Origin of the sequence: Nocardia nova, assembly GCF_002933465.1 — a bacterium.
Lineage (GTDB): Bacteria > Actinomycetota > Actinomycetes > Mycobacteriales > Mycobacteriaceae > Nocardia > Nocardia nova_B.
Genome location: NZ_PSZE01000013.1, coordinates 44918 through 68275, shown reverse-complemented (window position 1 = coordinate 68275; position 23358 = coordinate 44918). Strand labels below are relative to the sequence as shown.

Below are 23358 nucleotides of genomic sequence, written 5' to 3'. Positions count from 1 at the left end.
CTGGATGCCAGGTCTCGCGGAACCTCGCTTCTACCGCGTCTGAAACCGACCGGGATTCCGCTGACATGACAACCTCGGCGATCATGGTGTGCCGCCGACCGTTTCGGGAGAATCTTCGGGTCCGCGAACGCCGGCGGAACCCCATACGGCGCGCAATGCCTCGGTCCGTTCCGTCCGGTCCAGACCCCGCAGATCCGCGATGCCGTGTTCGGTCACGACGATGTCGACATCGTGAGACGGTGTGCTGACCGGGCGTGAGAGCCGGTCGACCAGGGTCGATCGACCCCGGTGTGTCGTGGTCACGGCGATGATGCTGAGCCCGCCCACCGACCGCGCCGCCGCGGCCGCGTAGTCGTGGTGGCCGCCGATACCGCCGACCACGGCCCGTTCGGTGCCTTCGACGTTGATCTGGCCGTGGGTATCGACCTCCACGGCGGTGTTCACCGCGAACAGCGGTGATGCCGACAGCCTTCCGGGATCATGGGTGAACTCGATGGGGTGCAACACCTTTCGGCCCGACACCCACTCCCGCAACCGCGGTCCACCAGCCAGGTAGGTCGCCACCGGGGTGTCGATGAGAAGGTCTCGCTCGGCCAAGTCGACCACGGAGTCCGGCAGCAGCCCGGAGTCGATGCGCACCGGGACCTCCAGCTTCCGCAGCACCGTCGCACCGAGTGCTCCGGGGCCGATCTGCAATCGTGCCCCCTCGGGAATGAAGCGCACCAGATTATCGACGAGCCGCTCGAGCTCCGGCGCCACCGGCTCGTCCGGCATGTTCAGCGGCGGGTGGTCAGTCTCCCCGACCACGGTCAGCCGCTCCGCGGGCAGCGCCGGACCCGCCGCGCACACCGGAGCAGCCCGCGACACCATCGCGGCCACCCGGGCGCCGGCGGCGATCGCGGCGCGCTGCCAGGAGATCTCGTTGGCGAACCGATATCCGTCCGGCGTGGGCACCACGGTGGCCACCAGCACGTCGGGACGCAGCGGCCCGTGCAGCAGCGCGGGAGTGCCCGACAGCCGCACCGGCAGGAAACGGATATGCCCCTGCGCGACCGCCGAGCGCAGCCCCCAGCCGGGCATGAAGGTTCGCACATCGGCGAAGGCCCTGGGGTCGAGATCGGGATCGGCGACGGGCATCCAGCCCAGCACCAGCCGCAGGCCCTCGGTGTTCTCGGCCACCGCGGTCAGCTGCTCGGACAGCGCCCGCGGCGCCCCGAACCCGTCACCGATCGCGACGGTGGAACCCGGGCGGATGAGCGATGTGAACGCCACGGTGTCGGCCGGCATCGGTCAGCCCTTCTTCACAGCGGGTTCGCGGGGGAGTCCCAGCACCCGTTCGGCGAGAATATTGCGCTGGATCTCACTGGTGCCACCCAGAATGGTTTGCGCCCGGGCGACGAGCATCCGGTGCACGATCGGATTGTCCGCAGGATCGTCGGTGATATCGAGTCCCAGGGCGTCGACGGCCAGATCCGCCAGATCGCGATGGGTTTCCGAGCTCATCACCTTCAGCACCGAGAAGGTCGGGGAGGTCAGCGACGACTCCGCGTGCACCGCCCGCAGCCAGGTCGCGCGCAGCAGCCATATCCGGGTCCAGATCGAAACGATGTCCTCGCGCAGGCGCGGAGTGAGCCGGTCGCGCCGGGTCGCGGCGGCGACGATATCGTCCAGCGCGGCGAACAGCGACACCGACTGCGTGCCCAGCGACAGCCGTTCGGTGCCCAGCGTCGCGGTCGCGACCGCCCAGCCCTGCCCGATCTCCCCGAGCCGATCCTGTGCCCGCAGTCGCACGCCGGTGAGGAACACCTCGTTGAATTTGCTCTCACCGTCCATCTGCTCGAGCGGGCGCACGGTGATTCCGGGCGCCGACATGGGCACGATGAACGCGGTCAGGCCGTCGTATCGGCCGGGGCCCGTCCTGGCGATCAGCAGACCGTAATCGGCCGCCGCCGCGGCGCTGGTCCAGACCTTCTGTCCGTCGATCACCCACTCGTCGCCCTCGGCGACCGCGCGAGTGCGCAGCGAGGCCAGATCCGATCCGGCCTCCGGCTCGGAGAACAGCTGGCACCACAGGTGTTCGCCGACCCGGATCGGCTCCAGGTACCGCGCCCGCTGCGCATCGGTGCCGAACTCCATGATCACCGGCGCGGCCAGCGCCGGGCCGACCAGTCCGAGCTGGCGGGGAACCCCCGCGCGCGCGGTCTCCTCGGCGAAGACCGCCTGTTCCATGATGCTCGCGCCGCGGCCGCCGTACTCGACCGGCCACGGCAGGCAGGCATAGCCGGCATCGGCCAGCAGACGCTGCCATTGCCGTCCGGGGCCCACGTCGTCCACCGTCGGGGTCGGGCCGTAGTCCCGCAGGCCGGCGGGCCTGGGCACCGACTCCAGCCACGCCCGTAGCTGCTCGCGGAATTCGGTCGTGTCATCCGCCTGATCCGACGTGTTCCCGGAACCCTGTCGTGCGGTCGGCGTCCCTGCCATGCCGGCTCCCTCCTTGTCGCCTGGTCGGTCGAATCCGCCGGGCGGCAGTAAATTAGGCAAATTAGCTTGTTAATTCAGCTATCAATGAGTGGTCGAAGCACGTCCGCTTACGCCGGCAGCGCCTCCGCGCGCAGTGCCAGTCGCTCGCGGTGGTGGCGGGGTGTTCCGAAATGTGCTTCGCTGCTCTTGGCGCGCTTGTAGTACAGATGTGCCGGATGCTCCCAGGTGAAGCCGATTCCGCCGTGAATCTGGATGTTGTCGCGTGCGCACAGGCTGAACGCATCCGAGCAGACGGTCTTGGCCAGCCCGGCCAGCAGCTCCAGATCGGGGTCGTTCGCGGCCACCGCATCGGCCGCACAGCGCGCGGCCGAGCGCGCCGATTCCACGGCGACCAGCATGTCGGCGCATTTGTGTTTGATCGCCTGAAACGAACCGATGGGCCGATCGAACTGGTGGCGGGTCTTGGCGTAGTCGACCGCCATCTCGAGTACGCGCTCGGCGCCCCCGGCCTGCTCGCATGCCAGCGCGACGGCGGCACGGTCGAGCACCCGGCGCAATATCGCCCAGCCGTGCCCCGGCCCGGCGAGCAAGCGCGCCGGCGTGTCCTCGAAGTCGAGGGTGGCCTGCCTGCGGGTCCGGTCCAGCGTCGGCGCGACGGTGCGGCGCACTCCGAGATCGGTATCGACGACGAACAGTCCCACCCCCTCCGGTAGCCGGGCCGCGACCACGATCGCCTCGGCCGACCCGCCGTCGAGTACATGGTATTTGCGGCCGCTGAGCAGGTAGCGCTCGTTGTTGCGGCGCGCTGCCAGCCGGATCGATTGCTCATCCAGGCCCTCGGCCTCCTCGACGAACGCCACCGTGCCGACAAGCCGGCCCGCGGCGATCCGCGGCAGCCAGGTCCTGCAGGCGTCGTCGTCCCCGGCTTCCAGTAGTGCGGTCGCGAACAGGACGACACTGCTGAAGAAGGGGCCGCACAGCAGCACCCTGCCCATTTCCTCGAGTACCACGCTCAGTTCGACGAAGCCGAACCCCGCGCCGCCGTACTCCTCCGGGATGGCGATGCCGTGTAGGCCCATCTGCTCGGCCATCAGAGCCGCGAGGTCCCGGTCGTACCCCTCGGCGGAGTCCATCGTCGCGCGGACGGCGGCTTCCGATGACCGCTCCTCCAGCAACTTTCGAACAACGGCGGACAGTTCCTCCTGTTCCGCACTGCGTACGCCGTACATGTTCACTCCTGTCTAATCAGCTATAATCGTTAGATAATTTATCAGTATACGCAGGAGTCTTGGCGTCGCACCCGGTCCTCCTGGTGAGCATTAGGATAAATTATCTAACTGATCTGCACAATTAGAGGAAGGTAGACCGGATGAGTGGCGGCGAGAAACCGGATCCGTGGGCGATCGCACCGGTCCTGCGCGGGCAGACATTCGAACAGATGCGGCCGGGGGACCGCTTCCGGACCAGTAGCAGGACCATCACCGAATCCGACCTGATCGCCTTCGTCACCCTCGCCGGGCTCAGTGAGCCCCTGTTCCTCGATGAGCAAGGCTCGGTCGAGGCGGGGTACTCCGGGCGGATCATTCCCGGGACGCTCACCTTCGCTTATGCCGAGGGGCTGGTCCTGCAAACCGGTGTGCTGCACGGCACCGGCATGGCGTTCATGCGTTCGGATCTGGATATCAAGGGGCCGGTTTTCGTCGGCGACACCATCTCCGTCGTGGTCGAGGTGCTGGAATCGCGGCCGACGAGTTCGGGCGGCAGAGGTGTTGTCACGACCAAGAATTCGGTGGTCAAACGGGATGGCACGGTCGTGGTGGAATACCGGCCGGTGCGCTTGGTTCGCGGGCGCTGACACCGCGCGGCGCGATCGTGGGAGTTCATGCCGAAGCGGCGGCGGTGCGCGGCGATCGGCACCACATCGGAACAAAATAGCTCTATTATATAGTTAATTTACCTGCAAGATGGAGGATACAGGCGATGCGTCGTAGCATCTTCGAGCCGGAGCACGAGCAGTTCCGAGCAACCGCGAAAGCCTTCTTCGAAACGGAGTGCGCTCCGCATGTGGAGGAGTGGGAGGCCGAAGGGAAGGTCGGCAGGCAGGCCTGGAAGCGGGCCGGCGAGCTCGGACTGATCGGCTGGGAGGCCCCCGAGGAGTTCGGTGGCCTCGGGCTGCGCGACTTCCGCTTCAATCAGATCGTCAGTGAGGAGATGTTCGCGACCGGCTCCACCGGGATCGGTCTGGGCATCCAGAACGACATCATGGCCTCCTACCTCATCGGCCTGACCACCGATGAGCAGAAGAAACGCTGGCTGCCGGGATATGTCCGAGGCGAGACGATCACGGCCATCGGAATGTCCGAACCGGCGGCGGGCTCCGACCTCGCCGGCATCAAGACCACCGCCCGCCGCGAGGGCGACCACTACGTCATCAACGGCCAGAAGACGTTCATCAGCAACGGGATTCTGGCCGATCTGGTGCTTGTGGCCGCCAAGACCGATCCGGCCGCGGGGCGTCGCGGTATCAGCCTGATCGTCGTGGAATCGGATACGCCCGGCTTCACCAGGGGCCGCAAGCTCGACAAGATCGGCCAGCGGGCGACCGACAGCGCCGAACTGTTCTTCGATGATGTGCGCGTGCCGGTCGAGAACCTGGTGGGCGAGGAGAACCGCGGCTTCTACCACCTGGTCGCCAACCTCCCCTATGAGCGACTCGGTATCGCCACCTACGCTGTGCCGATGGCTCGGCGCGCCCTGGACCTGACTCTCGCGTACGCCGCCGATCGCACGGCGTTCGGGACCGCGATCGGCAAGTTCCAGGTCAACCGGCACTTCCTGGCCGAGATGAAGACCAAGCTCGAGGTGGCGCAGACCTATCTGGACCAGTGCGTCGTGGCGGCGAACGCCGGTGAACTCACCGCCGAGGAGGCCGCCGGGCTCAAGTGGTGGACCTCCGAGGTGCAGTGGGAGATCCTGGACCGCTGCATGCAGTTGCACGGCGGCTACGGCTACATCAACGAATACGAGATCGCCCGGCTCTGGCGCGACTCCCGGGTGCAGCGACTCTACGGCGGAACGACCGAAATCATGAAGGACCTCATCGGGCGGTCGATGGGGTTCTGATTCCGCACCGGCCTCGAGCACGACAATCGCGGGCACCGACCATAGGGTCGGTGCCCGCGATTATTCGTTCGTGCTGTGTGGCCGCTCAGGCTTTGGCATCGCTCTTGCTCAGGAAGTTGTCGACGATCGCCTGATGTTCGGGCGTGTCGAAGGACTGGAATTCCTCCGCGAGCGCGTACTCGAGTATTCCCGTGATCGCCCGCTTGACATGCAGGTTCAGCACTCGCTTGGTGGACTGGATGGCCTGTGGCGGCTGGGCGGCGAACTTGGTTGCCAAGGTGACCGCTTGCTCCAGCAGTTCGGCGTCGGGCACCACGCGGTTGGCCAGACCGAGCGCGACGGCCTGCTGAGCGGGAATGCGCTCGCTGGTGAACAGGTACTCCTTGGCGCGCAACAGACCCATCAGCAGCGGCCAGGTGGGTGCGCCGCCATCGGCCGCGGTGAGTCCGACGCCCACGTGCGGGTCCGCCATATAGGCGCTCTCGGCGATCAGGACGACATCGCTGAGCACCGCGAGATTGCAGCCGAGTCCGACCGCCGGCCCGTTGACCGCGGCCACGATCGGCAGTGGGAAGTCGACCATTTCGGTGACCAGGGCCCGTGCCCCGTCGATCTCCGAACGCCGTTTGTCACGGTCCAGCCGCACGGCGCGCAGATGGTTGAAATCGCCACCCGCGCTGAACGCCCGCCCGGCCCCGGTCAAGACCACCGCGCGTGCCTCCGGATCGGCCGCGATGTGGCGCCAGACCCCGACGACGGCGTCGTGCAGTTCCTCGTTCGCCGCGTTCAGGGCCTCCGGCCGGTTGAGGGTCACGATACGCACGGCGCCGCGCGCCTCGATCAGCAGTTCGGGTTCGAAAGTCGAGCTCATTGAAACTCCCAGGTGTTCGGATGGGTGTGTGATCGGCGGGTGCCGGGCGTCAGGCGCCGGCGCGGTCCTTGACCGAGAAGGTCAGTACCGGACCGGGATTCGAATCCGGGGCGGCCAACAGCTCCGTGACGCGCTCACCGATCTCGATATCGGTCAGCCAGTCCGGGCCGGCCGCCGTGCGGGTGCTGCGGCCGTTGACCATGGCGGCGATCAGGAGTTCCCGGATGTTCACTCCGGAGTCGCGGTTTTCCTTGGACCAGGCGCGCACGAGGTTGCGCTGGGCCGCCTGGGCCATCGAGACCGGGGCCATCCCGGGGAAGACGGCGTCGGCCATGCCGCCACCGATCGCGAGATAGGTTGCCCCCGGCGACAGCCGCGGCACCAGCACCCGTGCGGCATTGACATGCGGACGCAGGAGCTTGTCGAATACCTCGCTGACGGTGTCCCAGCCGCATTCGGCGACGGGTGTCGGCCGCCACGGCCCGCTGACGGTGACCACGACGGCGCCGACGGTGGCGAGGTCGGCCGCGTCCGCGAGTTCGGCGGCAGCCGCTTCGCTGTCCAGACTCCCGGTGACGACGGAGAGCAGGGGGTCGTTGTGCTGTAGGGCTAGGTCGGCCAGCGTCGACTCCGTCCGCCCGGCCGCGACGGTCGTCCACCCGCGCTTCAGGCAGGATGCGACGACACCCCTCCCGACGTCGCCCGTCGCGCCGATCACCAGAACCCGCATACGCCACCTTCTCCTGAGAATCCTTTATTTAGTAGAATCATATATCTATATGGTTGCCCGCGCTAGTGATGGTTATCGCCACTTAGTTCAATTATTTGACTGATTAACCCGACGGCGTTATCTTCGGGAGAATCCCGAAGTGCGTTTCGACACCGGGTATCCAGTCGGAAGGTGAATTATGGAGATCTACCGCGGTATCGCGGACCTCGAGGCCGCGGTGGGCCGGGAATTGGGGCCCACGGAGTGGTTCGTGATGGAGCAGAAGCGAATCGATGGCTTCGCCGATGACACCGAGGACCATCAGTGGATTCATGTCGATCCGGAGCGTGCGGCCCAGGGGCCGTTCGGCGCGACGCTGGCCCACGGGTTCCTCACGGTCTCGCTGGTGCCGTATTTCCTGAACCAGTTGCGCCGGATCGAAGGTATACGCATGGGGGTCAACTACGGGCTGAACATGGTTCGTTTCCCGGCGCCGGTCCGGGGTGGCGACCGGATCCGGGCCCGCAGCACTCTGATCGGGGCCGAGCGCGTCGGTGCGGACGGTGTGCAGCTCGTCACCCGGACGGCTGTCGAGATCGAAGGCGGTGACAAGCCGGGCTGTGTCGCGGAACTTGTTGCCCGCTACTACTTCTGATCAGTGAGCCGAGCGAAGGGCGCCGGATCGCATACCGCGAGCCGGCGCCCTTCCTGCTGCGGAACGCCGGAGCCCGGACCTCGGGACCTCAGACCGAAGCCGGCGCGTCCTCGGCGTTCGGGTTCCGGACCGGGAGGCCCATGAATCGCCGCGCATTGTCGCCCATGAAGTCCCGGGTGCGACGCTCGTCCATACCTTCGGCGTACTGGTAGTACCGCTTGGGTTCGGCCAGTCCCTCCGGGTGGGGATAGTCCGAACCGAAAAGTACCCGGTCCCAGCCGACGGTGTTCACGACGTCCTCGACCGAACCCTCCCAGAACGGGCTGACCCAGACATTGCGCCGGAAGACTTCGAGTGGATGTTCGTCGAAGGCCTGCGGCATCTTGGCGTAGGTGCCCTCGAAGTCGTCGAACAGGGTTTTGATCCAGGCGCTCCCGTTCTCGATGCTGGCGACGCGGAGCCTGGGGAAACGGGTCAGGGTCCCGTGCAGAATGAGACTGGCCAGCATGTCCGAGATTTCGCGATGCCCGAGCACCAGCCAGCGGAAGGCGCTCAGCTCGAAGAAATTGTTGGTGTCGCTCGGCTCCCATTTGGTGATGTAGTCGTCGAGAGGCGGCTGACTGGCGTGCAGGGCCACCGGTATTCCGGCGTCCTGCACGTCATTCCAGAAGGGATCGAATTCCGGCAGCGCGGGCGAGCGCCAGCCGCGGTAGCCCTTGACCGGGGCCGGTTTGATCAAGATCGCCTTGGCGCCGTTCGCCACGACGTACTCCAATTCCCGGCGCGCATCGTCGACCAGGGCGCAGGAAATGACCGGGGTCATGAACAGGCGGTTCTCATGGGTGAAGCCCCATGTCTCGAGCATCCACCGATTAAGGGCGTGGATGATCGCAATCACCAGTTCCGGATCTTCGGCCGCGGAGTGCTCGACAAGATTGGCCAATGTCGGGTAGACGAGCGCCTCGTCCACGCCTTGTTCGTCCAACATCGTGATCCGGGCCGCGGGATCGCGGAATGCCGGAATGGAGTTCATGGGCTCACCGGTCAGCTCTCGCAGCGAGAGTCCCTCGGAATTCTGGCCCGAATAGAACTTCTCGTGCGCACCCGGCGCCGCGACCCGGTCGAAAGTCGGATTGGGGATGAACTCGGTGATCTTGTTCAGGATCGATATTCGGGTCCGGTGCCCGATCTGGACGAACTGGACCGCTTTCTGGAATCGTTCCGGCAGATACCTGGTCAAGGCGTCCGGCGTTTCGTACATGTGCTGGTCGGCGTCGAAGATCGGCGCATCGGTGAATTGCCCCATTGTCATCTCCCTTGTCGAAATGTGTCGGTGTCGTTTGTTGCCGGCGGCACTGTCGAGGACTTCAGCGAGGTTCGGAGGGCCTGCGCACCTCGGTGCGCGGGCGGTCCACGAGTTCGACGACCACACCGTCGGGGTCTGCCAGGAACAGGACGGTGAAACCGCCGGTCGGAACGTCGGGCATCGGGATGAACGTCGGCTGCTGCAGGCCGGGGTGGTCGGCCGCAGCCAGTGCCGCGTGCGCGGCGCGGACATCGTCGACCGCGAGTGCCATCCGGTAGAGGCCCTGCGTATTCGCGGCGCGCTGCGGTGCCACGGCCGACGGCGGCGCCTGTTCGAGTTCCAGCGAGAACGTCGGGTCCTCGGGCAGGATCAGCGATACCCAGTCCTCGCCCCGGGCGCGCTCGGCGAAGCCGATCCGCGAGTACCACCGCAGGCTCGCGGACAGATCCGAACAACTGAGCCGCTCATGGGAAATGAGTGCGGTCTGCGGGTCCGAGGGTGCACTTTCGATCTCGACGAGTTCGACGACAACGCCGTCGGGGTCCTGCACTCGCACCGCGGGCCTGTGTGCTCCACGGACCAGGCTGCCGCCGGCGACCTCCACCGGATCGTGACCGGCTTCGGCAAGGCGCTGGCGAGTCCGGGACAGCGACGGCACGCGGTATCCGATGGCCGCCAAGCCCGGAGTCCCCGGACTCAGTCGCAGCGCGGCAGTCGCGGGCGCCTGCCACTCGACGAGTTCGAGTGCGGCGGCCGCGCGCGGGCCGCGCTGGTCGTAGAGAAAAACCGTCTCGCTGTCGATGCTCGAAGGCATCCCCATGCATGTGGCGTCCACACCCTTGCCGGTTGATCGCATCCGGGGTACGACCTCGAACAGGGTCGTGTAATAGGCCTCGGCGCGCGCCTGCTCCACGGTGTTGAGGTTGCAGTGCATCACGGCATGTGCGTGCTCAGGGGGCGGTTTCACAGCAGGGGTTCTCGCTTTCGGAGATTGGGCCGGAGCAGATATCGGAACCACGTATCGACTGAATGTAACCAGTTATGACGTTTGCGTCAATGCGGGGCGCTAGCCGGGCTGTGAGGTCGACGCGCCACTCGCAATCATTCGACTGTAACGGCCCAAAGGCCTGTGAGAAGGGCATTTCTGTATTCGAGATGCCCTTTGTTGACAAAAGAGTCAAGTTTAGTGCTACAGTGGCGAATACGTACGACCGACGCCCCCGTCCCCACTGGTCGGTCGAGGGCGTGGGCATGACCGGCAATCACCATCGCGCGGGCCTCTCGGTGGGGCCGCCGGATCCAGGAGGGGTCGATGCAGAACCCGTTCGTACCCGAGCTGTCGATCGAGGGCGGATTCGGATGACCGGTTCGACCCGAGTGGAGCTTTCTCACCCCGCGGCACGCGAGGACTGGGCACAAGATCCGGCGGCCTACCGGGAGGCCCTGCGGCATTTCATCGCCACCGAGCCCGCGCTGGATCGCTGGCGTGGCGTGGACTATCCGACCACCGAAGACCGGATGAGTGATAACGCCGCGCTGATGAAGCTGCTCAGCGACGGCGGCTGGAATCGCTACGGCTGGCCCGCGGCGGCCGGCGGCTTCGGTGGGGACGAGCGTCACCGCGCGGTGATGTACGACGAGCTGAGCGCCGCGGGGCTGGCCGTGCCCGAGCAGAACAAGTTGCTCGAGACGCTGGGGCCGGCGGTATTGCGGTTCGCTCCGGCCTTGGCGGCGCAGTTCATGCCGTCCTATCTGGCCGGTGAGGAGTGGTGGGGTCAGGGCTTTTCCGAGCCGGAGGCGGGTAGCGACCTGGCCGGGCTGCGCTGCCGCGCCCGGCGTGCGGGCGAGCATTACGTCGTATCCGGCCAGAAGATCTGGACCAGCCACGGCGCCACCGCGCGCCGGCTGGTGTGCCTGGTTCGTACCGGCACGCTGGAAAGCAGGCACCGCGGACTCAGCATGATCATGGTCGATACCGACACCCCGGGAGTATCCATCCGGCCCATCGCCCTGGCCAGTGGGCACAACGAGCTCGCCGAGGTGTTCTTCGACGACGCTGTGGTACCCGCCTCGCGCCTGCTCGGCCAGGAGGGCGAGGGCTGGGCGGTGGCGATGTATCTGCTGCAGTTCGAGCGGGCCATGTACGCCTGGCTCAGCGCCACCGTGGCCTCGCGTCGGCTGCGCGAACTGCGTGCCGCGCTGCTCGGGCGGCGGCTGCCCGACGGCGCGATCCGGCGATTCGGCGAATGTTATTGCGACATAGTCGCTCTGAAGGCGCGCAGTGCCGATACGGTGCGCCGTCTCGCCGCCGGCGAGACGGTGGGGCCCGAGGCGAGTATCGACAAGATCCTGCTGGCAACGGTGGAGACCGGACTGCACGATCTCGCCCGGGATGTGCTGCCGGGTGAATTCCTCTTCGGGGACGCCCCGGCCGCCCAGCAGTGGCGGGCCGACTGGTGGTACAGCAGGGCCTCGACCATCATGGGCGGTTCCGCGGAGGTCCAGCGCGGGATCATCGCCGATCGTGTCCTCGGTCTGCCCAAGGAGCGTGGCGCATGAGTGGCGCATCGATCACGACCACGCGCTCAGCGACGGATACGGCCGAGGGAAGAAATATGGGCTTGGACGCCGAGACACAGACGGTCATCGCCGAATCGCTGCGAGAGATGTTCGCGGCGCGGAACGGGCGAGCGAGTCTGGCGCCGTTACTCGCCGAGCTCGGCTGGGCAGAGGTACTCGCCGAGGATCCGCGCGCGGCCGTCAGGTTGCTGTTCACCGAGCACGGGCGCGCGCTGGCCAGTTCCCGTGCGCTCGATGACGTCGTGCTCGCAGAACTCCCCGAGGTGGTCGCCGCCGACCTGCGTCGCGCGGTCGTCTATCCGTGCGGAACCCTCGATCTGCCGCCGGCCGGCGGTCCGATCGACGGAATCGTGCTCGGATCACTCGACGACGTCGACGACGTGGTGATCCCCACGGTGGGAGCCCAGGGAACACCGGAACTGTTCGTGGTGCCGGTGGCCGATATCCGCACCTCGGCTGCCCCGCTGGGCGGTTTCGATCCGGCCACCGGTTGGACGGCGATCGCCGGGCTCGCACTGGGGAATCTGGTTCCCGCACCGGCCGGACGCAGTTGGGAGCGGGCCGTCGCCGCCGGGCATCGAGCGCTGTCGGCCGAGATACTCGGAATCTGCGATGCGGCCATGGATCTGGTCACCGCGCACACCACGGCCCGCGTCCAATTCAACCGCCCGATCGGCTCGTTCCAGGCGGTGCGACACCGGCTCGCGGAGGCGGCCGTCGCGATCGCCGGCGCCCGCTCGGTCCTGGATGCGGCGGGGTATGCCGCCTCGGCGCCCGACGGAGGCGCGTGGGCGGCGAAGCTCGCCAAGGTGCGAGCGGGCCGCGCCCAGGCCGAACTCATGCGCAACGCCGTTCAGGTATTCGGTGCCTTGGGGCTGACGCAGGAGGGCGATCTGCACAGGTACGTGACCAGGGCAGCCGCGCTCGACGCGCTGCTGGGTGGGCATCGCCTGCTCACCGAGGTCGTCGGAAATGCGGTGCTCGACGGCGTGGAGGACGACGCCGCATTCGGCTTCTGAACCGTAATTCCCGCTCGGGTGTTGCCGCGTATTCCGCGCGGCAACACCGCCCGCCCGGCCTATGGACGCAATGCCTCGGCGAGTATCTGCGGATTGTGGAATTCGGTCCAGGAGCGGATCTTGTCGTCGGCGAACTCGAAGACCGCAATATAGGTGTTCCGGTACGGCTTTCCGGTTTTGCGGACCGTGAAATCACCATGGTATCGAGCGACGAGAGTGCGGGAATCGGTGGATCGCACGACGCTGTCGAGATAAAGCGGATGCGTGTCGAACAATCTCGGAATACTGGCGAAGAGCTGCATCAGGCCCTTTTTGCCGTCGACCTCGGACCAGAATCCGGTGCTCGTATCTTGGAATGGCAGCCGCATCTCCACGTCTTCGGAGAACAGGTCCATCGCTTCATCGAACCCTCCGGAACTGAACCGCGCGAGAAGTGTCGTAATCGTCGCGGTGCGTTCGTCTTCGGCCGTCGTGTCGTTCATATCCGATGAACCCTCCCGTCGTGCTGCTCGCGCCCGCGGACCACTTGTTCCGACAGCGCGAAGATGACATAGTATGAGTGTAATTAGCGTACTAATTTAACTATAGGATCCACGTTCGTCCGCCCCCGGTCAACTCACCGTGGAACATCCGTTCAAGGAGATGTACATGACTTCCGCTGCACAGCTCGCCGACCGCGTCGCGATCGTGACCGGGGCCGGCCAGGGCCTCGGCCGGGCGATCGCGCTCCGGTACGCCGCCGAAGGAGCCCAGGTCGCCGTCGTCGACATCAACCAGGCCACGGCCGAGAAGGTGGCCGGGGAAATCACCGAGGCGGGCGGCAAAGCCGTCGCCGTCGCCTGCGACGTATCCGACCGCAGCGCCGTCGACCAGGCCGCGGAGCTGGTCACCGCCAAGCTGGGCCCCGCCAATGTGCTGGTGAGCAATGCGGGCATCACGCGCACCGCTCTGATCACGAAGATGACCGACGACGAATGGTCGCGGGTGCTCGACATCCACCTCAACGGTGCCTTTTACTGGTTGCAGGCCGTGGTGCCCGCGATGAAGGAGGCGCGCAAGGGCTACATCATCTTCACCACCTCCGCCGCGGGCATCAACGGGACGATCGGCCAGATCAACTACGGATCCGCCAAGGCCGCGCTCCTGGGGATGACCCGCTCGGCCGCGCGTGAACTCGCCCGGTACAACATCATCGTCAACGCGGTGGCGCCCGCGGCCGCCACCGAGATGACCGAGACCGTGCGTACGGACCCGCGCTTCAAGGAGGCCTACCTCGAAAAGATCCCGCTGCAGCGGTGGGCGCAGCCGGAGGAGATCGCCGGCGCCTACGCCTTCCTAGCCTCCGAGGACGCGAACTACATCACCGGACAGGTGCTTCCGGTGGATGGCGGACTGGTCATGGTGCGTTGATGGCCGCGGATCTGCAGCGGCTCGAAGCCGCGGAACTGACGGCCGGCGAACAACGACTGCGGGAGGAAGTACGCGAATTCCTCGCCGAGCGGCTGCCCGCGGGAACCTATGACATCGGCCTCGGATTCGCCGCGGATATCGACGCGGAATTCTCCCGCGACCTCGGCAAGCGCGGCTGGCTCGGAATGGCACTGCCCAAGGAGTACGGCGGCGGCGGGCGCACGGCGGTGGAGCGCCTGATCGTCGTCGAGGAACTGCTCGCGGTCGGGGCGCCGGTGGGCTGGCACTGGGTTGCCGATCGCCAATCCGGGCCGAATATCGCGGCCAACGGCACGCACGAACAGAAGGAATTCTTTCTCCCGCGGATTGCCAATGGAGAATTGTCGTTCGCCATCGGCATGAGCGAACCCGAATCGGGTTCGGATCTCGCGTCGGTGCGTACCAGGGCGGTCCGGGTCGATGACGGCTGGCTGATCAACGGAACCAAGATATGGACTTCCGGTGCGCTGGAGGCGACCCATATTCTCGGGCTGTTCCGCACCTCCGACGAACGGTACGGGGGCCTCACCCAGTTCATCGTGGATCGTGCGAGCGAGGGGCTGCGGGTATCGCAGATCCCGTTCATCGACGGGACCCGGCATTTCTGCGAGGTGTCGTTCGAGGACGTCTTCGTGCCCGACACCATGCGGCTGGGAGACATCGGCGCGGGCTGGGGCCAGAACAAGGCGGAGCTCGTCCTCGAACGAGGGGGAGTGGACCGCTGGATGTCGCTGATGCCGGTCCTCGAGCATTGGGCAGCCCACCTGAGCAGCACGGATCCGCGCTGGGCGCAGAGCGATTTGGGGTCGATCGCCGCGCGGGCCTGGGCATTCCACGGTGTGTCGCTGTCGATAGCCAGAGCCGTGGACGAAGGTCGTTCGCCCACGATCGAGGCGGCACTGGCCAAGGAAATGGCGACCCGGTTCGAACAGGAATCCATCGAGATCGTTACCCGCCATTTCGGCAGGACACCCGAATTGTCCTCCTCGGACCCCTACGAGTCGCTGCTCGCCAGGGCGATTCTCACCGGACCCTCGTGGACCATCCGCGGCGGCACGACCGAAATCCTGCGCAATATTATCTCGAAGGGGTTGATCCGGTTATGAGTGGTGTCGTCCGGCGCGATCCGGATCTGGTCCGGCTCGTCGCGGAATTCTTCTCGCAGACATTCACCCCGGATGTGGTGACAACCGTGGAGAACGCGGGTTTCTCACCCGATCTGTGGTCCTCGGTGGAACAACTCGGACTTCCGCTCATCGGGATCGAAGAAGATCTCGGCGGTTCCGGCGGCTCGCTGCCGGATCTGCTGGCGGTGGCGCACGGCGCCGGAGAGCATGCGGTGCCGCTGCCGCTGGTCGAGACCAGCCTGGCGGCCTGGCTGCTCACCTCCGCCGGTGCCCGGGTGGAGCCCGGTCCGATGACCGTGGTCGCGGATTCGAGCCACCTGCATCTGGACGGTGATCGCCTGTCCGGCACCGCTGCGGGCGTGGCGTGGGCTCGGGGCGCCACCCGTGTGGTCGCGATCATCGAGGACGGCAGCGGGTCCTCGCGGGTCGTCTCGGTGAATGCGGCCGATCTCGACATCGAAGCGGGCACCGACCTGGCCGGTATGCCGAAGGATCGGATATCGGCCGCGCAGGTCGAGGTGCAGAGCTGGGACAGCGACGCCACCGCTGACTTCCTGCTGCTTCGCGGCGCACTGCTGCGCTCGGCGCAGATGGCGGGCGCGATCACCGCGGCCTTCGATCTCACCAGACGATACGTCGAACAGCGGGTGCAGTTCGGCCGGCCGATCGGCGCGTTCCAGTCCGTCCAGACTCATATCGTGGAGCTGGCGCAGGCATCGGCACTGACCACGCTCTCGGTCGATCGCGCCGGGGTCGCCGCACTGCGCGGCCCGGCGTCGTTCGAGATCGTCGCCGCGAAATCGCTGGCCAACCGGAACGCGGGCCTCGCGGTCCGGGCCGCACATCAGGCACACGGCGCGATCGGGATGACGAGGGAGTACTCCTTGCAACTGCTCTCTCGCCGCCTGCAGGGCTGGCGCGGCGAATTCGGCGACGAGATGACGCTGAACCTGCGGCTCGGCGCGGCAATGGCTCGGGAGCGCGGTATCACCGCCGCGGTCACATCGGTCGGTTCGACGATCGCCGTCTGAGCTGCTCTCGCTCCGAGCCACAAATATGACGCTTATATCAATTAGCGACGGATTCGAGGGCTCGGATTCCGTTGATCGACGCGGGATCGGGACCTATATTACGACGTAATTGTAAGGTTTTAATGGCCTGCTATCCGGCGCTACCAGACTTGACGCTTTCGTTGACAAGAACTCTTCGTGAGCCGTATGATTTCCCCAGCTCACCTGCTTCGAGCGGGGGATCCGCACTCTTCGGTGCCATCGACCGGGAGTCCCCATATCGGCCCGCCTATGCAGCGTCACACGCCTCCCGTGCTTGGCGACACTTCCAGGAAGGAATCGCGCATGACCCAATCAGTGCCCCTGGCCGAGGGGTTGTTTACTTGGCCCGCGGACAATCCCGCCCTGATCGGCGGGAAGGCCTCCGACGGCAGCATCGTCTTCCCCTACCGTGAGCACCGCCTCGTCAGCGGCCGCCGGGAGAAGCTCGAGCCAGTGGAGCTGCCCCGGCGGGGCACGCTGTGGACGTTCACCACGCAGCGGTTCTGCCCGCCGATTCCGCCTTACGCGGGCGACGCCGAAACCTTCGAACCGTTCGCAGTCGGATACATCGAACTCCCCGGCGCACTGCGGGTGGAGGCGCGGCTGACCGAGCCCGACCCGGAAAAGCTGCGGATCGGTCAGCAGATGGAATTGCGGATCGTACCCTTCGGCAAGAACAAGGAAGGCGTGCAGACGTTGATGTTCGCCTTCGCTCCGGTCGACGAGAAGGAGGACGGCCGTGGCGAGCAGTGAGGTCGCGATCATCGGGGTGGGTCTGCACCCGTTCGGGCGCCATCCGGGCAAGTCCGCCTTGGAAATGGGTGAGGATGCCATCATCGACGCCCTCGCCGACGCCGGCGTGGCCTGGCCGGATGTTCAGGCCCTCTACGCGGGCAGCATGGAGGTGAAGAATCCGGAGAACGTCGTCTCTCTGCTCGGTCCCACGGGCATACCCACGCGCGCGGTGTTCACCGGATGCGCGACCGGCGGGACTTCACTTGCCATGGCGGCCAACGCGATCCGGGTCGGCGATCACGACTTGACGCTGGCGGTGGGCCTGGACAAGCATCCGCGCGGCGCGTTCTCCGACCACCCGTCGGTGGTCGGGCTCCCGGACTGGTACGGCGAGATCGGCCTGTTCCTCACCACTCACTTCTTCGGGATGAAGATCAACCGCTACATGCACGACCACGGGATCTCGCACGAGACGCTCGCGCGGGTGTCGGCGAAGGCGTTCCGCAACGGGGCGGCCAACCCGACCGCGTGGCGGCGCAAGCCCGTCACCGAGGCGGAAGTGCTGGCCTCGCAGGTGCTCAATTATCCGCTGCGCCAATACATGTACTGCAATCCGGACGAAGGGGCGGCGGCCGCGGTCCTGTGCCGCGCGGACCAGGCACACAAATACACCGATACGCCCATCTATCTGCGGGCCTCCCAGCTGTTCTCCCGCCGGGAGGGCTCGATCGAGGTGCTGACGCCGTCGCTGAAGATCGAGACCGCGCCGAGTCCGACCGTGTTCGCATCCCGGGCCGCCTACGAAGAGGCCGGCATCGGCCCCGAGGATGTCGACGTCATCCAGTTGCAGGACACCGACGCGGGCTCGGAGGTCATCCACATGGCCGAGAACGGCTTCTGCGCCGACGGCGATCAGGAGAAGCTGCTCGCCGACGGGGAGACCGAGATCACCGGGCGGCTGCCGATCAATACCGACGGCGGACTGCTCGCCAATGGTGAACCGGTCGGCGCCTCCGGCCTGCGGCAGGTGTTCGAGCTGGTCAACCAGCTGCGCGGGCGGGCGACCGGCCGGCAGGTGGAGGGGGCGCGGGTCGGCTACGCGCAGCTTTACGGTTCCCCGGGGACGGCCGCGGTCACGATTCTGTCGCGCTGATACGAAGGACTCGAAGGCTCGCGGACAAAAGGAGCGCCATGCGGTCGGAGCTGACCCTGGGTGACATCATCGGTGACAATGCGGTGCGCTTCCCGGATGTTCCCGCCTATATCGCCGACGGTGAGATCCTGACCCATTCCCAGTTGCTCCGCCGTGCCACGGAATTGGCCGCCGCACTGGCCGAGCGCGGCGTGCGCCGCCAGGATCGCGTCGCGGTCTTGAGCCGCAACAGCATTCGTTTCGGGGAGGTGCTAGCGGCGGGTCAGCTCAGTGGCATAGTGGTCGCGACGGTGAACTATCGGCTGGCGGTGCCGGAGATGGGCTCGATCCTGCGCGACGCGGCGCCGCGGGTGCTGTTCTTCGAGTCCGAATATCTGGCCGCCGTCGAGGAGCTTCGTCCGGAGCTGACCGGTGTCGACCTCTACGTATGCCTGGATGTCCCGGCCCCCGGCGCTGTGGAATACCGGGAGTTGCTGGACGCGGGCGCCGATCGCGAGCTGCCGTTCAGTGCGGTGGCGGGCGATATCGCCTGCCTGATCTACACCACCGGAACCACCGGACGTCCCAAGGGATGCATCCTGGGCCAGCGCGAGCTGCGGCGGATGGGAGCCGTGGTCAACGGCGAAATGCGCAGCGGCAGTACCGATCGTGCGCTGTTGGTTATGCCGATGCTGCACATCGGCGCGATCGCGATCGCGCTGGGTGTGCACGCGCGCGGCGGCACCGCCATACTGCACCGGCAGTTCGAGCCGGCGGCGATGCTGACGACGGCGACCGCGGACGGGATCACCATCCTGCACCTGGCGCCGACCATGTTGCAGACGCTGGTCGACGCGGCCGGCCCGGACAGTCCGGCACTGGCCGGCATTCGCACGGTGGTCTACTCGGCGGCGCCGGTCACCAGCAGTATCCTGCGCGCGGCGATGGCGGCGATGCCGAATGCCGGATTCCTCAATCTATACGGGCAGACCGAGGTGATCACCTCGGGCTTACCGCGGGAGCTGCACCGCACCGCGACCGAGGACGACCGGCGCCGGCTGACTTCGGTCGGTCATCCCTTCCCCGAGACCGAGGTACGGATCATCGACGGCGACGGGCGCGAGTGCTCGCCGGGAAAACCGGGGGAGATCGTGGTTCGCTCGGCCGTGATGTTCCGCGGCTACTGGAACAACGACCGGGCCACCGCCGAAACGATTCGCGATGGCTGGTGTCGTACCGGTGACGTCGGGATGTTCGATACCGAGGGCCTGCTGTATCTGGTCGACCGGAAGAAGGACGTGATCATCTCCGGCGGCGAGAACGTCTACTCGGTACAGGTCGAAGAGGTTGTCGCGGGCCATCCGGCGGTCGCGGAATGTGCGGTGATCGGCATTCCCGACCAGCGCTGGGGTGAATCCGTCTGTGCCGTGGTGGTTCCGGTCGAGGGAGTCACCGTCGATGCGGACGACCTGCGCGAATATGTCGCGGCGCGGATCGCCCGATACAAGGCGCCGCGGCGCACGATCGTGGTGGACGAGCTGCCCAAACTGCCGACCGGAAAGCTGGACAAGAAGGTGCTGCGGGCTCGGTACGCCGGTGCCGACTCTGCATTTCCGGTGTAGCCCAGAGCATTCGGCAACGGCGGCTGATCAGCTCAGCAGCTCGAGGATGGTGGCGTTGGCTTGGCCGCCGCCCTCGCACATCGTCTGCAGTCCGTAGCGAATTCCGTTGTCCTGCATGTGATAAAGCAGCGTCGTCATCAGCCGGGCCCCGCTACCGCCCAGCGGATGACCCAGCGCGATGGCCCCGCCGTTCGGGTTGAGCGCCTTGACATCGGCACCGGTTTCGGCCAGCCAGGCCGGCGGCACCGGCGCGAACGCCTCGTTGACCTCGAACGCGCCGATCTCGTCGATGCTCAGGCCGCTGCGCTCGAGCGCCTTCTCGGTGGCGGGAATCGGGCCGGTCAGCATGATCACCGGATCGGAGCCCGCCAGTACCGCGGTATGCACGCGCGCGAGCGGTGCCAGGCCCGGCGGGCGGCCTGGATGATGCTCACCGGGGAACGGATCGATGTGCACACGGCGTTGCGGTGGGGATTGGTCGATGAGGTCGAACCTCGGTGAGGGCAATGGCCCGGAGGAGGCGGTTCGCGTCACCGCGCCGGGCCGCATCGACCGTCGAGGCGATCACCGTCGCCGGAACACGACCTCTCCGGCCTGCACGACCACGCTGACGAGACCGGCGTCGGGATGGGTCAGCGCCGTGCCGAGTGGTTCGGACAGCAGGCACAGATCCGCGGGACAGCCGCGGTACAGCCGTCGCGGCGGCCCGCCCGGGTCCTCGGGCGGCGAAAGATATCCTGCCAGTGCTACCCGAGCCGAAACACGTTCTGCCGCAGCGATAATCGTGCCCGAAGGGGTGGCCCGCCGCACGGCCGAGCGGATCGTGTGCCACGGGTCGGCCGCACCGAACGGGGCGTCGCTCGACGGTGCGACCCGCACACCGGCCGCTGCCAGCGACGCATAGGGGTAGAGCAGTTCGTGGTCCTGCGGTTCGACCGCGTCCAGGTATTGCTCGCCCCGGTCGGCGACGAAACTGGGCTGGGTGACGACCGCCAAGCCCATCCGTGCCAGCTCGAGCCGGGTCTCGGGCGGGACGATCGCGGCATGTTCGATCCGGTCGCCGGTGATCGTTCCGGTCGTCTGCAGGGCGGCCAGCGTCAGCAGCAGCGATTCCCGGGTGACGCAGTGCACGGCAACGGCGCGGCCCTGCGCTCGTGCCGAGCCGATCGTGTCGACGATGTCGGACATGCCGGGCAGATCATGGTCGTGCAGCAGCATTTTGCGCGGCCCGGTGGTGAGACCGGCGACGGGAGTGGTGGCCGCTGTCGCACCGAGGACGTGGACACGCAGCGGCAGGCGGCGGTCGCGGACGGCGCTGCCGAGAGTGTCCAGCCCAGTTCCGTCCTCGTCCGGGGTGGCGTCGGTCACGCCGGTGATGCCGTAGGCCGACAGGCGACGGCCGAGAGCCGCGAGGTCCGGCGCGGTGGTCCCGACCGCATCGCGCAGGCGTGCGTCGAAGCGCCACAAGCGGCCTGTCGCAACACCTTCGGCGTCCCGTTCCACCTCGGTGCCGGTATCGAGCGCGCTGCCGAGCGCCGCGATGCCGGCCGAGTTGAGTGTCCACAGAGCGCCGCCGCGATGCTGGATCCGCACCGGCCGCTCGCCGATCATCCCGTCCAGGATGTGGCGGTCGAGAATTCCCGCCGCCGATTCGTGATAGTTGACCCCGCGGATCCAGTGCCCCGCCGGCAGGCGAGCGCCCGTGGCCCGCAGTGCCCGTTCGAGCTGCTCGGCGGTGCGCACGTGCGGTGGGCCGCAGTCGAGGGAGTCCGCCGCCGCCGCGGCGGCCAGCAGGTGGATGTGATGATCGTGCAGGCCGGGAATCAGGGCGCCGCCACGGGCGGCGATCAGCTCCTCGCCGCGCCGGGGAACCAGTCCGGGGGCGAGTTCACGGACGACGCCCTGCTCGATGCGGGCATCCAGCAGCTGCCCCGCTACTTCCGCCTCCTGGATCAGCACGCTCACCCACCCACCCACCGCGACAGGACGGCGGTGGTGTCGGCCCCCAAGTCCGCGGCGGCGCTCGCCGCCCGGCGCGGGCACGGTGCGGCCACCGGAAATTCTGCCCGCGCGGTCCGGACCCGCCAGTGTCCGTCCGGCCCGCGGACCACCTCGTGCGCCTCGACCGGGTCGCGGAGCGCGGCCGCCAGGACGTCGCGCATCGATACGTCGACCAGAAACGCCCGGTCCGAGGCCAAGACGGCGGCGGCCGCGGCCGCGGCGTGCACCCCGGCGACCGGATCGGCCAGCGCATCCCCGCAGGGCAGCGCCTCGCCCTCGTCGATGATGACCGCCCCCGCCGCGGCGGCGACGTCGTCGCCGAAACCGACCCGATCCGACCAGGGGCCGGCGCGTCCGTAGGCGGTGATACTCAGCCAGCTCGTGCCGCTGTCCACCGTGGCCTCGGCATCGATGCCGAGGCCGCGCAACGCCCGCGGCCGCGACGCCTCAAGGACCAGATCGGCGGAATCGATCAGCTGTGCCAGCGTGCCGACGCCGTCTGTGGTGGTCAGATCGAGGCCGACGCAGGCGTGTCCGGCGTGCATCAGGTCGTAGAAGTCCCGCGAACCCGCACGCGACCCGTCCGGGCGGCGGGTGCTTTCGACCTTGACGATCCGGGCGCCGGTCATACCCAGCAGATGCGCGCACAGCGGACCCGCCCACAGCGAGGTCAAATCGACAACCAGCGGCGCGGGCCGACGATGGCGCCGAAAACCACCGCGCCGCATAATGATTGCGCGTTCGCCCCGCTGGCGGAACTGTTCGTCGCGCGGCCGGCCGGGCAGGTCGGCAACCGCGGCCGCGGCGATACCCAGCAGCTGGGCGCGGGCGGCAGCATCCGCGGCGGGCCGGGTGCGCGCCCACTCGGCGACGGCCCGCCACGGGTACCGCCCGGGCTCCCCCTCGATCAGGGCGGGCAGCAGGGTCAGATCGTCCGGGCGCGGCAGCGAGATCCCCAGGTGGCCGTCCGCCGCGGGGAGGGCCCGAAATGCTCCCCCGACCGACCATGGGGCATTGCGGCCACGGCCGAACAGCGCCGCGCGCTCGCCGAGCACCTCGGCGCCGGGCAGCGCCGAATCGACCGCACCGTCACCGTGACGCAGTGCGGCGAAGACGGCCAACGCGGCGCGGGTGGCCGCGGCAGACGTTCCGGGGGCCACCAGGGGCGGTCCGCCGGCTCGGCCGGTGAGCGCCATTGCACCCGATTGCGCCCAATCCCGCACTGCGGGAAAGGAATCCACTGCCACCGAGAGCTCCGGGGCACTTCCGTCCGGGTCGGCGGTGGCGGCGCCGAATTCGCGAAGCAGTCTGCGCGCGTGCGTCGCGGCCGGTCCGTCGCCGTGTATCCGGGCGGCGATCCCGGACAGCGGCATGGCATCGTCGGGCCGGGCCGCCACCGCGTCATCGCGGTGTGCGGCCGGGGCGCGCGGGGAATCGGTGTGGTCCATCTGTCGATCCGGTCGGCGGGCGGTGAACTCTGCTGCCAGATTACGCAA

21 protein-coding genes and 1 pseudogene are annotated in these 23358 nt (G+C 67.4%); 11 read left to right on the top strand and 11 right to left on the bottom strand.

Annotated elements, in window-relative coordinates:
- Positions 1-81 precede the first annotated feature (81 nt).
- From C5E41_RS17405 to C5E41_RS17395, 3 genes are all read right to left on the bottom strand, one after another.
- The gene (locus tag C5E41_RS17405; RefSeq protein ID WP_104376864.1) at positions 82-1287 is read right to left on the bottom strand and encodes an acetyl-CoA hydrolase/transferase C-terminal domain-containing protein; all 1206 of its coding nucleotides are present in this window, start codon (positions 1285-1287) and stop codon (positions 82-84) included.
- Positions 1288-1290: 3 nt separating this feature from the next.
- Positions 1291-2481, bottom strand: coding sequence for an acyl-CoA dehydrogenase family protein (locus C5E41_RS17400; protein ID WP_104376863.1), 1191 nt, complete (start codon positions 2479-2481; stop codon positions 1291-1293).
- A 107-nt stretch (positions 2482-2588) separates the two neighbouring features.
- A complete protein-coding gene (locus tag C5E41_RS17395; RefSeq protein WP_104376862.1) occupies positions 2589-3710 on the bottom strand; it encodes an acyl-CoA dehydrogenase family protein in 1122 nt (373 codons plus the stop codon).
- A 140-nt stretch (positions 3711-3850) separates the two neighbouring features.
- Between C5E41_RS17395 and C5E41_RS17390 the strand changes: the two genes are divergently transcribed.
- Both C5E41_RS17390 and C5E41_RS17385 read left to right on the top strand, forming a co-directional pair.
- Positions 3851-4336, top strand: coding sequence for a MaoC family dehydratase (locus tag C5E41_RS17390; protein ID WP_104376861.1), 486 nt, complete (start codon positions 3851-3853; stop codon positions 4334-4336).
- Positions 4337-4461: 125 nt separating this feature from the next.
- The gene (locus C5E41_RS17385; protein WP_104376860.1) at positions 4462-5604 is read left to right on the top strand and encodes an acyl-CoA dehydrogenase family protein; all 1143 of its coding nucleotides are present in this window, start codon (positions 4462-4464) and stop codon (positions 5602-5604) included.
- Positions 5605-5689: 85 nt separating this feature from the next.
- On the opposite strand, the gene C5E41_RS17380 is transcribed toward C5E41_RS17385, so the two are convergent.
- The gene (locus C5E41_RS17380) at positions 5690-6475 is read right to left on the bottom strand and encodes an enoyl-CoA hydratase/isomerase family protein (RefSeq protein ID WP_104376859.1); all 786 of its coding nucleotides are present in this window, start codon (positions 6473-6475) and stop codon (positions 5690-5692) included.
- 49 nt (positions 6476-6524) lie between these two features.
- Positions 6525-7205, bottom strand: coding sequence for an SDR family NAD(P)-dependent oxidoreductase (locus C5E41_RS17375; RefSeq protein WP_104376858.1), 681 nt, complete (start codon positions 7203-7205; stop codon positions 6525-6527).
- 178 nt (positions 7206-7383) lie between these two features.
- Between C5E41_RS17375 and C5E41_RS17370 the strand changes: the two genes are divergently transcribed.
- Positions 7384-7839, top strand: a complete 456-nt coding sequence (locus tag C5E41_RS17370) for a MaoC family dehydratase (protein ID WP_104376857.1) — start codon at positions 7384-7386, stop codon at positions 7837-7839.
- 88 nt (positions 7840-7927) lie between these two features.
- On the opposite strand, the gene C5E41_RS17365 is transcribed toward C5E41_RS17370, so the two are convergent.
- Complete coding sequence (locus C5E41_RS17365) at positions 7928-9145, bottom strand: amidohydrolase family protein (RefSeq protein ID WP_104376856.1); 1218 nt, start codon at positions 9143-9145, stop codon at positions 7928-7930.
- Between the two features lie 61 nt (positions 9146-9206).
- Complete coding sequence (locus tag C5E41_RS17360; RefSeq protein WP_146097587.1) at positions 9207-10112, bottom strand: VOC family protein; 906 nt, start codon at positions 10110-10112, stop codon at positions 9207-9209.
- Between the two features lie 392 nt (positions 10113-10504).
- On the opposite strand from C5E41_RS17360, the gene C5E41_RS17355 reads away from it, so the two are divergent.
- Together C5E41_RS17355 and C5E41_RS17350 are read left to right on the top strand one after the other, a co-directional pair.
- A complete protein-coding gene (locus C5E41_RS17355; RefSeq protein ID WP_104376854.1) occupies positions 10505-11704 on the top strand; it encodes an acyl-CoA dehydrogenase family protein in 1200 nt (399 codons plus the stop codon).
- On the top strand, positions 11701-12744 hold the full coding sequence (locus C5E41_RS17350; RefSeq protein ID WP_219823183.1) for an acyl-CoA dehydrogenase family protein: 1044 nt from the start codon (positions 11701-11703) through the stop codon (positions 12742-12744). The genes C5E41_RS17355 and C5E41_RS17350 overlap by 4 nt, the downstream gene beginning before the upstream one ends.
- 59 nt (positions 12745-12803) lie before the next feature.
- On the opposite strand, the gene C5E41_RS17345 is transcribed toward C5E41_RS17350, so the two are convergent.
- Complete coding sequence (locus C5E41_RS17345; protein ID WP_104376852.1) at positions 12804-13226, bottom strand: nuclear transport factor 2 family protein; 423 nt, start codon at positions 13224-13226, stop codon at positions 12804-12806.
- A 166-nt stretch (positions 13227-13392) separates the two neighbouring features.
- Here C5E41_RS17345 and C5E41_RS17340 point away from each other — a divergent pair, with 166 nt between their 5' ends.
- The 6 genes from C5E41_RS17340 (at position 13393) to C5E41_RS17315 (ending at position 19861) form a co-directional block, all read left to right on the top strand.
- On the top strand, positions 13393-14154 hold the full coding sequence (locus C5E41_RS17340; RefSeq protein WP_104376938.1) for an SDR family NAD(P)-dependent oxidoreductase: 762 nt from the start codon (positions 13393-13395) through the stop codon (positions 14152-14154).
- On the top strand, positions 14154-15299 hold the full coding sequence (locus tag C5E41_RS17335; protein ID WP_104376851.1) for an acyl-CoA dehydrogenase family protein: 1146 nt from the start codon (positions 14154-14156) through the stop codon (positions 15297-15299). The genes C5E41_RS17340 and C5E41_RS17335 overlap by 1 nt, the downstream gene beginning before the upstream one ends.
- Positions 15296-16351 (top strand): acyl-CoA dehydrogenase family protein, encoded by a 1056-nt coding sequence (locus C5E41_RS17330; RefSeq protein WP_104376850.1) that lies wholly within the window; start codon positions 15296-15298, stop codon positions 16349-16351. Before C5E41_RS17335 ends, C5E41_RS17330 begins: the two co-directional genes overlap by 4 nt.
- Positions 16352-16675: 324 nt before the next feature.
- Complete coding sequence (locus C5E41_RS17325; protein ID WP_104376849.1) at positions 16676-17125, top strand: Zn-ribbon domain-containing OB-fold protein; 450 nt, start codon at positions 16676-16678, stop codon at positions 17123-17125.
- Positions 17112-18260, top strand: coding sequence for a thiolase family protein (locus tag C5E41_RS17320; RefSeq protein ID WP_104376848.1), 1149 nt, complete (start codon positions 17112-17114; stop codon positions 18258-18260). The genes C5E41_RS17325 and C5E41_RS17320 overlap by 14 nt, the downstream gene beginning before the upstream one ends.
- Positions 18261-18298: 38 nt before the next feature.
- Complete coding sequence (locus tag C5E41_RS17315; protein ID WP_104363416.1) at positions 18299-19861, top strand: AMP-binding protein; 1563 nt, start codon at positions 18299-18301, stop codon at positions 19859-19861.
- A 27-nt stretch (positions 19862-19888) separates the two neighbouring features.
- On the opposite strand, the pseudogene C5E41_RS17310 reads toward C5E41_RS17315, so the two are convergent.
- From C5E41_RS17310 to C5E41_RS17295, 3 genes and pseudogenes are all read right to left on the bottom strand, one after another.
- Positions 19889-20269: pseudogene (locus C5E41_RS17310) on the bottom strand (acetyl-CoA C-acetyltransferase); the annotation flags it as partial.
- 156 nt (positions 20270-20425) lie between these two features.
- A complete protein-coding gene (locus C5E41_RS17300; RefSeq protein WP_104376847.1) occupies positions 20426-21826 on the bottom strand; it encodes an amidohydrolase family protein in 1401 nt (466 codons plus the stop codon).
- Positions 21823-23310, bottom strand: coding sequence for a CoA transferase (locus C5E41_RS17295; protein WP_245925257.1), 1488 nt, complete (start codon positions 23308-23310; stop codon positions 21823-21825). The genes C5E41_RS17300 and C5E41_RS17295 overlap by 4 nt, the downstream gene beginning before the upstream one ends.
- Between the last annotated feature and the right edge of the window lie 48 nt (positions 23311-23358).